The following is an 11104-nucleotide window of genomic DNA, read 5'->3' on the forward strand; positions in this document are numbered from 1 at the left end:
AGGCGGCCCTTTGCGACAGGCCACCTTTGCTACAAGCTTACAACTTCGTTCTACTTAGCAATTTCTTAACCCTTAGAAAGACAAAATGCCCGCGACAGCAAACTGGCGCAGGCATTTTGACTTAAGCAGGGAAACGCAAGAATTACTTACGCAGGCCCAGTTTAGCGATCAGGTCGCGGTAACGGGTCGCGTCCTTGTCCTTCAGGTAGGACAGCAGGCTCTTACGACGGTTAACCATCTTGATCAGACCACGACGCGAGTGGTGATCTTTGCTGTGTGCTTTGAAGTGGCCGTTCAGCTCGTTGATACGGGCGGTCAGCAGTGCAACTTGCACTTCTGGCGAGCCGGTGTCTTTTTGGCCACGGGCGTTGTCAGCGATGATCGCTGCTTTGTTGATGTTTTCTACGGTCATGATATTTACCTTTAACATGCGGTGCGCGGAGTCGGAACCCTGCCCACCGTGAAGTTACAATGAAGCCTGATCGGAAAGATCAGACCCAGAAGTATAACGGAAAAACCTGGCTGTGTATGCTCTTTTCAGGAAAACCGCCATGAAACACCTGCCTGGAATTGCTATTTTGCTACTTACGCTGGCCGCCTGCGCCCACTTCGGCGCCCCACCGCCGCAACCGGGCGACAGCGCCGACGCCGTCCGCGCCGGTCTCGGCCAGCCCACCAATATCTACCGCAGCGGTGATGACACGCTGCTGGAATACGCCACCGGTCCGATGGGGCAGTACACCTGGATGGCGCGCCTCGGGCCGGACCAGCGCTTGCGCTCCTATGAACAGGTGCTGTCCGGCGCCGGATTCGCCAAAGTCAGGCCGGGGCGCGACACCAAGCAAACGGTGCTGACCATCCTCGGCCGGCCGACGCAGGTGACGCACTACGCCAGCGTCGACGGCGACGTGTGGCTGTACCGCTACAAGGAGCAGGATGTGTGGAATTCGATGATGTCGGTGGAATTCAACCGGCAAGACGTGGTGACCGCCCTGGTCAACGGTCCGGACGAGGAGCGCGAGGCCAAGCGGCGCTAAGTAGGATGATTCCCACGAGAACTCTGGACGTGCGCCGACGCGTTTGGCCGGGCACGGTTGCTATTATTTCCGTACAACATTGCAACCTACGGAGAAACACATGCCTTTACGCACGCCACCAGCCCGCCACGCCATCTACGCCGCCACCCTGCTGGCTCTGAGTACCGCCAGCGCCATCGCGCTGGCCGAGCCATCGCCGGCGCTGGACCGCGCCAGCCTGTCGGTCGGCGCCTTCTACACCAAGCCGAAAATCGACTACCAGGGCGACACCAACTACGGCCGCATCGACACCGGCTCGTACAAGCTGGATAACGTGACGCTGCCGCGCGTGAAAGCCTCGCTGCTGGTGGGTGATTCGCAGGGGCTGGACTTCGATTACTACCGCTACGACAAGAACTACAATCCCTCGCTGAGCGGCGCCACCAATTTCAACGGCCAGCCGCTGAGTGGCAACGGCCAGCTGAACGCCAAGCTGAAGCTGGACCTGGCCAACCTCGCCTATAAATGGTGGATCGGCAGCGGCACCAGCGTGTTCGGCGTCGGCGTTGGCGCGGCGTATTATTCGGCCAGCCTGAAGGGCACGGCCAGCGGCGTATTGAACGGCGTTGCCGGCAACGCGGCTTACGAAGAGAAAGAGCATGCCTACGCGCCGCTGCTGGAACTGGGTTGGCGTCAGCAACTGTCGGACAATGTGCGCATCTACGCGGACGCTTCCGGCATCAAGAAAAACGGCGGCAGCATCCAGGGCCATATCTACGGCGGTGCGCTGGGCGTGGAATGGTATCCGACCAAGATGGTCGGCATCGTGGCGGAATACACCGCCCACAAGATCAGCCTGAACCGCAATCGCAACGACAGCGACCTGAACGTGCGCCTGCAGGGCCCGGCCGCTTACGTCAAAGTCCGCTTCTAAGCCATCAGATCGGCCAGGGCCTTGCGGCCCTGGGCCGACACCTCCAATGCCCGACTGTCGGCGCTGCGGCGCAGCCAGTCGCGCTTGATGAAATTATCCAGCAGCGCGACCGCCAGCGGGCCAGCGAAATGGTCGCGACGCTCGGACCAGTCGACGCAGCCGTATAGCTGGCGCTGACCGCTATCCAGCACGATGCCCAGGTCGCGCATGCGCGCCGCGCCTTCCGCCGTCAGCGCATAGTCCTGCGCATCGCCTTCCACCCAGCCTTTTTCAACAAAGCAGTTGCACAGGTCCACACCCATCACGCCGGCCAGATGGCCGTAGCAGCTACGCGCTTGGCGCAGGCCGCGCATCGATGGCGCCTTCCAGCGCGTGGTTTCCGGCAACGCGCCGTCGGCCACGCGCAACAGGGCCTCCAGTGCGTGGGCCACGTTGCCGTCCGCGAGCATGTAGTAGCGATGGCGACCCTGCGCGCGCACGCGGGCCAGGCCTTCATCGACCAGCAGCTTCAGATGCTGGGACGCGGTCGGCGCCGCCACGCCGGCGTGCTGCGCCAGTTCGGTGGCGGTGTAGAAGCGCCCGTCGAGTAGACGCGACAGCATCTTACCCGGCGTGGTGATGCTGGTGAAGCGTTCCACCGAAATAAAGCCATCCACGTCAACCAGTAATGGCGCCAGCTGTGCGGCGCGCTCCAGATACTCGGCGCGTCCATCGTCGCTCGGCATTACTTCAAAAATCACAGCAATCATGGCAAGCCTCCATGCACCGCCGACAGGAAGGTGCGTTCTTCGCGCAGGATAAAACGTTCGCGCTGGGCGTAGGCGAAATTCTCGACCGCTTCAGCATCTGCGCGCAGGCGCGCGCGGTAGGCTTCGTAAGCCGCCAGCGAGTCGAAGCCTACCAGTCCCCATGCTTCGTAGTTGGTGCCTTCCAGCGGCAGGAAGTAGCCCAGCAGGCGGCCCCCCAGACGGGGAATGATGCGGAGCCAATTTTCGGCATACTGCCGGAAGGCGTCGCGCTGGAAGGGATCGATCTCGTAACGGATGAAGCAAGTGACAGCCATATAAGCCTCCTGTTGAAAACCTCAGGATAGCTGTCGGCAGGGCCAAATGCTTCGGTGTGGAACGAGGTATCAGCCCAGCGCCGCGCGCACCTGTGCCGCGGTCGGAATCGGCGCCACCGCGCCATGGCCCAGTGTTGACAGGCCGGCGGCCGTATTCGCATAGCGCACCGCATCGGCCAGCGTGTCGCCGGCGGCCAGGCGCGCCAGCAGCGAGCCGTCGAAGCAATCGCCGGCGCCGGTGGCGTCCACCGCTTCCACCGTGCGCGCCGGTGCCAGTTGCGGTTCGGCGCCCGGCTCCGCGTACCATGCGCCGGCGCGGCCGGCTTTCAACACCACCGTCTGCGCACCGTGCGCGCGCGCCCAGGCGAAGATCGCAGCCACATCATCGGTGCCGGCCAGCGCCACGGCTTCGTCAAGGCTGGGCAGAAACAGATCGGTCATCGCTATCGTCGCGGCGATGGTGGCGCGGGCGCGGGCCAGGGGCCACAGGGACAGGCGCAGGTTGGGATCGAAGCTGATCTTGCCGCCGGCCGCGCGCGCGGTCTCGATGGCGGCGAACACCGTGTCGCAGGCACTGGCGGAAATAGCCTGCGAAATGCCCGAAACGTGCAACCACCGCGTGCGCGCCGCCGCGCTCAGGTCCATCGTCCGTGGCTGCATGCGGCTGGCCGCCGAGCCGGCGCGCAGGTAGCTGAAGGCGTGGCCCTCCGGTCCGTGGTTGACGAAGTACAAGCCGGTTGGCGCGCCGGCATCGCGCGCCACCGCGCTGATATCCACGCCTTCCGACTGCCACAACTCCAGCAGCATGCGGCCGAAATGGTCCTCGCCCACACGGCTCAAGTAGGCCACGCGCGCGCCCTGCCGGCTGGCGGCGATCACCGCGTTGGAGGTGTCGCCGCCAAAGCCCTGGCGGTACACAGGTTCGCTGGATTTGGCCTGATTGAATTCCACCATGGCCTCGCCCAGCGCCACCAGATCAAAATGCTCGCTCATGGTTGTGGATTGACTCGCTCAATCTTGGAATGCAGCTTGTTCAGCGCCGACAAGTAAGCCTTGGCCGACGCCACGATAATATCCGGGTCCGCGCCGACGCCGTTGACGATGCGGCCCTCCTTCGACAAGCGCATCGTCACCTCGCCCTGCGACTGCGTGCCGGTGCTGATGGCGTTGACCGAGAACAGCACCAGCTCCGCGCCGCTACCCACCTCGCCCTCGATGGCGTTGACGGTCGCGTCGACCGGGCCATCACCACGGCCTTCGCTGACATGCTCTTCGCCGTCCACGCTGAAGGTTACCTTGGCGGCCGGCGTCTCGCCGCTGGCCGAACGCTGTTCCAGCGAGATGAAGCGATAGAACTCGCTCTCCTGCGACTGCTGCTCATCCGCCACCAGCGCCAGGATGTCCTCATCAAAAATATCGGCCTTGCGGTCGGCCAGTTCCTTGAAGCGCGCAAAGGCCGCATTGACTTCCGCCTCGGATTCCAGATCGATACCCAGTTCCTGCAAGCGCTGTTTGAACGCGTTGCGGCCGGACAGTTTGCCCAGCACGATCTTGGTCGCGGCCCAGCCCACATCCTCGGCGCGCATGATCTCGTAGGTCTCGCGCGACTTCAGCATGCCATCCTGATGGATGCCGGAAGCGTGGGCAAAGGCGTTCGCCCCCACCACCGCCTTGTTGGGCTGCACCGCAAAGCCGGTAATCTGCGACACCATCTTGGACGCCGCCACGATCTGCGAGGTGTCGATGCCGCATTCGAGGTTGTAGTAGCCGCCGCGCGTGCGCAGCGCCATCACCACCTCTTCCAGAGCGGTGTTGCCGGCGCGTTCGCCGAGACCATTGATGGTGCACTCGATCTGCCGCGCGCCACCGATCATCACGCCGGCCAGCGAGTTCGCCACCGCCAGCCCCAAGTCGTTATGGCAGTGCACCGACCACACGGCTTTATCAGAATTCGGAATGCGCTCGCGCAGCCGGCGAATGGTTTCGCCGAACAGTTCCGGCACCGCGTAGCCCACCGTGTCCGGGAAATTGATGGTGGTCGCGCCCTCGTCGATCACGCCTTCCAGCACGCGGCACAGGAAGTCCTCGTCCGAGCGGCTGCCGTCTTCCGGGCTGAATTCGATATCATCGGTATGCTGGCGGGCGAAGCGCACCGCGTTGCGCGCCTGCTCAAGCACCTGCTCCGGCAGCATGCGCAGCTTGGCCTCCATGTGCAGCTTGGACGTGGCGATGAAGGTGTGGATGCGTTTGCGCTCGGCCGGCGCCAGCGCCTCGGCGGCGCGGGCGATGTCGCGGTCATTGGCGCGCGACAGCGAGCAGATGGTCGACTCGCGCACCGCCGTGGCGATCGCCTTGATCGATTCAAAGTCGCCGGGCGACGCCGCCGCGAAGCCGGCCTCGATGACGTCCACGCGCAGGCGCTCCAGCTGCTTGGCGATGCGGACCTTTTCGTCCTTGGTCATCGAAGCGCCCGGCGATTGCTCGCCGTCGCGCAGGGTGGTGTCGAAAATGATAAGGCGGTTGGATGCGTTGCTCATGATTGCTCCGTGTCTGATGCGTCATTGCGTTGCGCTGCCTCAGGGCCGACCGCCCCTTCGTTTAATGCCGTTCGCTTGGATCGTCGCTTTCCATCTCGGTCTGAATCAGGCTGACCTTCTTGCCCTTGGCCGCACGCCAGGCGGCGACCAGATAGCCCGACAGGCCGTAGACCGCAAACAGCGGCCACAAGGTCGCCGCCGGCTTGATGGCGATCAGCGCCAGTCCGAGCGCGATCAGGAACACGCCGATGAACGGCACCGGCTTGCGGAAATTCACGTCTTTAAAACTGTAGAACGGCACATTGCTGACCATCGTCAGGCCGGCAAACATGGCGATGCCCCACGATACCCAGCCCATGTCCAGACCGGACACTTCCAGGTCCAGCATCATCAGGATGAAACCGGCCATCAGGGCCGCGGCGGACGGCGACGGCATGCCCTGGAAGTAGCGCTTGTCCACCACTTCGATATTGGTGTTGAAGCGCGCCAGGCGCAGCGCGGCGCCGGCGCAGTAGACGAAGGCCGCGATCCAGCCCAGCTTGCCCAGGCCGCGCAGCGACCATTCATACATCACCAGCGCCGGCGCGGCGCCGAAGGACACCATGTCCGACAGCGAATCGTACTGCGCGCCGAATTCGCTCTGGGTGTTGGTCAGGCGGGCGACGCGGCCATCCAGGCCGTCGAGTATCATGGCGACAAAAATCGCCCAGGCGGCGTGCTCGAACTTCTGGTTCATCGCCATGACGATGGCGTAGAAGCCGCAGAACAGCGCCGCCGTGGTGAAGGCGTTCGGCAGCAGGTAAATGCCGCGATGGCGTGGCCGTTCAAGATCCTCGCCGCGGGCGCGGCGCGCAAAACGGCTGAAGCGTGACGTTTTGGGCAGCTTGGCTACGGCCGCGTTCTTGGCGCGGCGGCGGGGAAAATTGGGCATAGTGATCCGTTCTCTTATCAGGTAGTGTTGCTCCGTCATTATAGAGGACCGGACAACAAAAAAGGCAGGCGCACGCGGCGCCCCACCCCGCGCGGCGATTACTTGAAGCGGACCTTGCCCACCAGACGCATGTTCAGCACGGTATCGCCCGGCTCAAAGCTGGGCTCGGCCACCTGCGGCGCCATGCGCAGATCGGTGGCATTGGCGATCACGCGCGAGCCGGTCACTTCAACGCGGCTGCCGGCGTAGTTGCCGGAACCCTCGAAGTCCACCGTATCGAGCACGGCGTCACCGACCTTGCGGCCCATGGCCTTGGCGATCGAGTTGATGCGCTCATTGAGGTTTTGATAGGTGGCGGCGATGCGCTGGTCTTCCAGCTGGCGGGTGGTCTCCGGCGTCAGGCCGAAGCGCACGTTGGTCAGGCTCAACACACTTTGCGCGGCGGCCACGGTTTTCGGCAGCGCGTCGAGATTGGTGGTCACCAGCTCCACCGACTGGCTCACGCGCCACGAGGTCGGCACGCGCGGCTGGCGCGCTGGCAGCGGCTGGCCGGGCACCACCGGCGGCTCCGCCGGATAGATCGGATAGGTGTAATAGCCGGCGGATTTAAGCCGGGCTTGCGGATCGGCCTTTTTGAGGATGTCCAGCCCCTGCTTCATCTTCTGGTTGACGCGCGAGGCGGCGGCGGCCTTGTCCTGGTCGATGTCTTCGACCGACAGGATGGCGGTGGCCTGGTCATTGACGTGGCGCACTTCGCCGAAGGCCGGCACCACCACCAGCGCGCCGTTGGTCGGCAAAGTGTCGGCGTGCGCCACGGCGCACGCCATCAGGACAACAGCAGCAAGGTATTTCATCGCAGTCTCCGGTTAAGAAAACTGCAACTCTACCTCAGCCGGTCCTTATTTGAAACGGACTTTACCGACGACCTGCATCTGCAGCGTGGTCTCGCCCGGCTCGAAGCTCGGCTCGGCCACCTCCACCATGTCGGCGGCTTTGGCGCGCATCATCATCGGCGCCGCCATCGACACCTGTTCGCGCTGGGCGTAGTTGCCGGAACCTTCGAAGTCGATGGTGTCGATCACCGCGTCGCTGACCCTGCGGCCCATGGCGTTGGCGATCGAGCCGATGCGCTCGTTCAGGTTCTTGTAGGTGGCGGCGATGCGCTGGTCATCCAGCTGGCGCGTGGTTTCCGGCGTCAGGCCGAAGTTGATGCTGTTCAGCGTCAGGATTTTCTGCGCGGCGGCCACGGTTTTCGGCAGCTTGTCCAGGCTGGTGGTGGTCACTTGCAGATACTGGCCGACACGCCACGCGGTCGGAGTACGCTGCTTGACCGGCTGGCCGTTCGGCAACAGGCGTTCTTCCGGATAAACCGGATAGGTGTAGTAACCCTGGGTTTTCAGGCTGGCGTTGGGGTCTTCTTTCTTGACGATCTCCAGGCCCTGCTTCATCTTCTGGTTGACGCGCGACGCGGCGGCGGCCTTGTCCTTGTCCTGTTCTTCGATCGCCAGCACCACGAACGCCTGATCGTTGACGTGCTTGACTTCGCCATAAGCCGGCACCACCACCAGCGTGCCGGTGGTCGGCGGGGCGTCAGCCGGCGCGGCATGCGCGTCCAGCGCGAAGGAAACAGCGGCGGCGGCGGCGAGTTTTTTCATGGTGTGCATTACGGGCTCCAGTTAAGATTACGACAAGCCGCACTGTACAGGAATTTATTCCGCACACCGTATGACATAGTGACTGTTTGTAACATTTCAGCAGACCGCGCCACGCATTCAAAAAATATGGCGGCCAATTAAGGATATTCTAATTGCCGGCTTGCTATGATCGAGTGTCCAAGGAGAAAAGACTATGATGATCATCGGCGAATTTGCGTTTTACCTGTTCATGGAAGTGCTGATGTACAGCTTGGGACGGTTTGTGATTCCCGTCATCTCGTTCGGCCGTGCCCGTGCCGCGCGCACCAGGGAAATCTTCAGCCGCAAGCCGGTGACGACACACACCGACGACGGCAAGCTGCTGGTGCCGGAATGGGGCGTGGCCATAGTCGGCCTGCTCACACTGACTGCGGCGATTGCACTGTACATCGCCCTCCGCTAAGTCGGCCGTTTATTTAGGGCCATTACCACGGCTCGCAGGGCCTACGCTTCTCGATAATTCTGGAACCCTTTAGCTGTCTCGCCCCGATTACGTATGGTGGCACTCCGCCACTCGGCGGGAGAGGCGCCGACACTGCCTTTGAAGCGGCGTGAAAAGTGCGACTGGTCGGTAAAACCGCAGTCGGCGGCCACCATCGCCAACGGCATATCCAAGCGCATCAGCCGCTGTGCGTGCGCAATCCGAACCGCATTCAGGAAGACATGGGGCGGGGTGTGAAACGCGGCGTTGAATGCGCGCGCGAAATGGGCCCGTGATAGCCCTGCCACCGTTGCCAGTTCCGTCACGGTCAATTGCTGACGAAAATGCGCGCGGATGTAATCCTTGACGCGCACCAGGCGCCCTATGTTGACGCGACGTGGCGCCGTATGCTGCCGCGGTCGCTCGCCATGGCGCGACAGCAGTGTGCCGATAAATTCCTGCATCAGGACCTCATCGCGCATGGGTTCACCATCCCCCCGCTGCAATAACGTGCTCAGATTGCCGAAGCGCTCGGCCATGCGCAAGTCGCGCAGATGAGGCGCCGAAAAATAAAGACTGCCGGCCAGACCGGCATCCGCATCCATGCATTCCCGCACCAACGCTACGGGTAAGTACCAGATCGAATAAGCAAATCCGGCAGAGCTGCCGCGATCGCCGTCATGATCTTCGTCCGGGTTGAACATGACCAGCTCCCCTGCCCTGCTGACATATTCCCGGCCTTTGCAGCGAAACTGCTGGGTGCCGTGCGTAGTGACACCGATGGCATAGCAGTCATGGCTATGCCGCTCAAACGCGTAATCGGTAAAGTTCGCCTGCATCAGGGTCGCCCCCTCGCCCAATGGCGAGAACTGGACCTGGTTGTCAGTTGATGGGCGAGTTTTCGGACGCATGCAACAATTGTACAAGACAACCATACCGGGCATGCCGCACCATGATATTTTCACTTTCGGAACCCATCATGCCAGACGTTATCGACCTCTCCACCAAACTTGCTTCGTTCGACGAGGCATGGCAACCCCGCACCGTTGGTCTGTACAACGGCCACGATCTGATGGTCGCGAAACTACGCGGTGAATATCACTGGCACGTTCATCCGGACACCGACGATTTTTTCCTGGTCGTGAAAGGCGAGATGGAAATTGATCTCGACGACGGCACCACCGTTTCGCTCAGCGCGGGCCAGCTGTACGTGGTGCCACGCGGAGTCAGTCATCGTCCGCGCGCTGCGCAGGAAGCGCACATCCTGCTGATCGAACCGACCGGAACGCCGAATAGCGGTGATCCCGCAACGGCCGCGCAGCGCCGCGTCATATCGCCATGATGTAGCTGACGCCCCTCCCGGAAACCGTACTTGTTGAATATCATTGTGGAGATTTCTAAAGGCAGAAATCCCGTGGTGGATCAGCTTATGTGTAACTGGGAGAGGACTATGACAAGAATTCCACCATCGCTAAATTGGCTAGTGCGCCGGCGGGCGCGGTTGAAAGGGCTGATTGAAGCAAGCGAGCGCGAGCTGGCAAGGTTTGCCAAGATACAGGATCGTATACGCGAGTTCAGGCTAGACCTAGATGCGTTAGACCGCATATTGCGCCTGCACGAAATCCAAATCGACCCATCCACGATCCCTTCTGTCCGCATTTATGCCGATGAGAAAATTAGGATGAAAAGATGGTTTTCTCACGGGGAATTTTCTCAGCTTCTAGTGAAAATTCTCGCAACTAACTCCTTTGGGGCCATGAGTACCGGAGATCTCACTCAAGCGCTACTTTTGGAGGTATGTCGGAAAAATCCAAACGACGCTATAGACCATAACGAGAAACGGATATTTCGAGAACTAGTCCGCTCCCGCTTAAAGAAATTGTGCGACACTGGCCGAATTGAGCGCATCAGGCCAGCCAAGGCAGTGGGAGGAGCGACTGAACAGGAGTGGAGGCTATCGCGTGACGACATCCACCTTTCCAAACATTCCGTCGATCTGTGATTTGGATGATATCCAACGCTCTTCTTTTCCACGCTTGTCTTTCCGCTGGTAGTACCCTCGGAATTTCGATAGTCCGGCATTGAAGACCCGATGTACAAACCCACTAACCCGCTCCAGATTGCTTAAGTGGCGTGTGTCTTCTCTCCACACGAATTCATCGACGATCGACTGCAGGTATTGTGGGAGTATGTTATGGAAAACGCCGTATTCAGCACGTCTTAGCCTGCTGTTGAACGACTCGCACTGATTTTCGTTTACCCCGTCAATGGTAGAAAATTCAATTGCATGTTGAACGGAGAGATGTTCGTAGCCATGAGCCACGAGGCCGTTGTAGGCTGGGCATTCATCGCTCAGCACGAGTGAGCCAGGTTCTACGAAAGGGGACCTCGAATTACTGCTGATTTGAACTGATGTGCTGAGAAAACGCCGGCTGTGGACGGATTCGCACGGCGGCTTCAGACCTTTTGGCACTTGTCTTGCTGTCCAGAACCACCTTTTTCGTGGTC

At 61.4% G+C, this 11104-nt stretch carries 14 protein-coding genes; 4 read left to right on the forward strand and 10 right to left on the reverse strand.

The window, feature by feature from the left end:
* Positions 1-142 precede the first annotated feature (142 nt).
* Positions 143-412, reverse strand: coding sequence for a 30S ribosomal protein S15 (gene rpsO / locus GTP44_RS06490; RefSeq protein ID WP_160991463.1), 270 nt, complete (start codon positions 410-412; stop codon positions 143-145).
* A 139-nt stretch (positions 413-551) separates the two neighbouring features.
* Between rpsO and bamE the strand changes: the two genes are divergently transcribed.
* Both bamE and GTP44_RS06500 read left to right on the forward strand, forming a co-directional pair.
* On the forward strand, positions 552-1037 hold the full coding sequence (gene bamE, locus GTP44_RS06495; protein ID WP_161018775.1) for an outer membrane protein assembly factor BamE domain-containing protein: 486 nt from the start codon (positions 552-554) through the stop codon (positions 1035-1037).
* A 100-nt stretch (positions 1038-1137) separates the two neighbouring features.
* Positions 1138-1950, forward strand: coding sequence for a hypothetical protein (locus GTP44_RS06500; protein WP_160991465.1), 813 nt, complete (start codon positions 1138-1140; stop codon positions 1948-1950).
* Here the strand turns inward: GTP44_RS06500 and GTP44_RS06505 are convergent.
* The 7 genes from GTP44_RS06505 to GTP44_RS06535 all read right to left on the reverse strand — a co-directional run bounded on the left by GTP44_RS06505 (position 1947) and on the right by GTP44_RS06535 (position 8145).
* Positions 1947-2699: an ArsR family transcriptional regulator gene (locus GTP44_RS06505; RefSeq protein ID WP_229256805.1), complete on the reverse strand. Its 753-nt coding sequence runs from the start codon at positions 2697-2699 to the stop codon at positions 1947-1949. The genes GTP44_RS06500 and GTP44_RS06505 overlap by 4 nt on opposite strands.
* Positions 2696-3013, reverse strand: a complete 318-nt coding sequence (locus GTP44_RS06510) for an NIPSNAP family protein (RefSeq protein WP_161018776.1) — start codon at positions 3011-3013, stop codon at positions 2696-2698. Before GTP44_RS06510 ends, GTP44_RS06505 begins: the two co-directional genes overlap by 4 nt.
* 69 nt (positions 3014-3082) lie before the next feature.
* A complete protein-coding gene (locus GTP44_RS06515) occupies positions 3083-4006 on the reverse strand; it encodes a sugar kinase (RefSeq protein ID WP_161018777.1) in 924 nt (307 codons plus the stop codon).
* Positions 4003-5550, reverse strand: coding sequence for a 2-isopropylmalate synthase (locus GTP44_RS06520; RefSeq protein WP_160991470.1), 1548 nt, complete (start codon positions 5548-5550; stop codon positions 4003-4005). Before GTP44_RS06520 ends, GTP44_RS06515 begins: the two co-directional genes overlap by 4 nt.
* Positions 5551-5611: 61 nt before the next feature.
* Entirely contained in the window at positions 5612-6481 is an 870-nt protein-coding gene (gene pssA / locus GTP44_RS06525; protein ID WP_160991471.1) for a CDP-diacylglycerol--serine O-phosphatidyltransferase, read from the reverse strand.
* A 98-nt stretch (positions 6482-6579) separates the two neighbouring features.
* Complete coding sequence (locus GTP44_RS06530) at positions 6580-7335, reverse strand: SIMPL domain-containing protein (RefSeq protein WP_161018778.1); 756 nt, start codon at positions 7333-7335, stop codon at positions 6580-6582.
* Positions 7336-7380: 45 nt separating this feature from the next.
* The gene (locus tag GTP44_RS06535; protein ID WP_161018779.1) at positions 7381-8145 is read right to left on the reverse strand and encodes an SIMPL domain-containing protein; all 765 of its coding nucleotides are present in this window, start codon (positions 8143-8145) and stop codon (positions 7381-7383) included.
* 184 nt (positions 8146-8329) lie between these two features.
* Between GTP44_RS06535 and GTP44_RS06540 the strand changes: the two genes are divergently transcribed.
* Positions 8330-8578 carry a hypothetical protein gene (locus GTP44_RS06540; protein WP_161018780.1) on the forward strand — a complete coding sequence of 83 codons (249 nt, stop codon included), beginning with the start codon at positions 8330-8332 and terminating at the stop codon, positions 8576-8578.
* A 41-nt stretch (positions 8579-8619) separates the two neighbouring features.
* Here the strand turns inward: GTP44_RS06540 and GTP44_RS06545 are convergent, their stop codons facing one another.
* Positions 8620-9507 carry an AraC family transcriptional regulator gene (locus GTP44_RS06545; RefSeq protein ID WP_161018781.1) on the reverse strand — a complete coding sequence of 296 codons (888 nt, stop codon included), beginning with the start codon at positions 9505-9507 and terminating at the stop codon, positions 8620-8622.
* A gap of 68 nt (positions 9508-9575) precedes the next feature.
* On the opposite strand from GTP44_RS06545, the gene GTP44_RS06550 reads away from it, so the two are divergent.
* On the forward strand, positions 9576-9938 hold the full coding sequence (locus tag GTP44_RS06550; protein ID WP_161018782.1) for a cupin domain-containing protein: 363 nt from the start codon (positions 9576-9578) through the stop codon (positions 9936-9938).
* A gap of 612 nt (positions 9939-10550) precedes the next feature.
* Here GTP44_RS06550 and GTP44_RS28180 read toward each other — a convergent pair.
* Positions 10551-11069 (reverse strand): transposase, encoded by a 519-nt coding sequence (locus GTP44_RS28180; RefSeq protein WP_371867160.1) that lies wholly within the window; start codon positions 11067-11069, stop codon positions 10551-10553.
* Positions 11070-11104: the final 35 nt, after the last annotated feature.

This window comes from Duganella lactea, assembly GCF_009857505.1.
Classification (GTDB): domain Bacteria; phylum Pseudomonadota; class Gammaproteobacteria; order Burkholderiales; family Burkholderiaceae_D; genus Rugamonas; species Rugamonas lactea.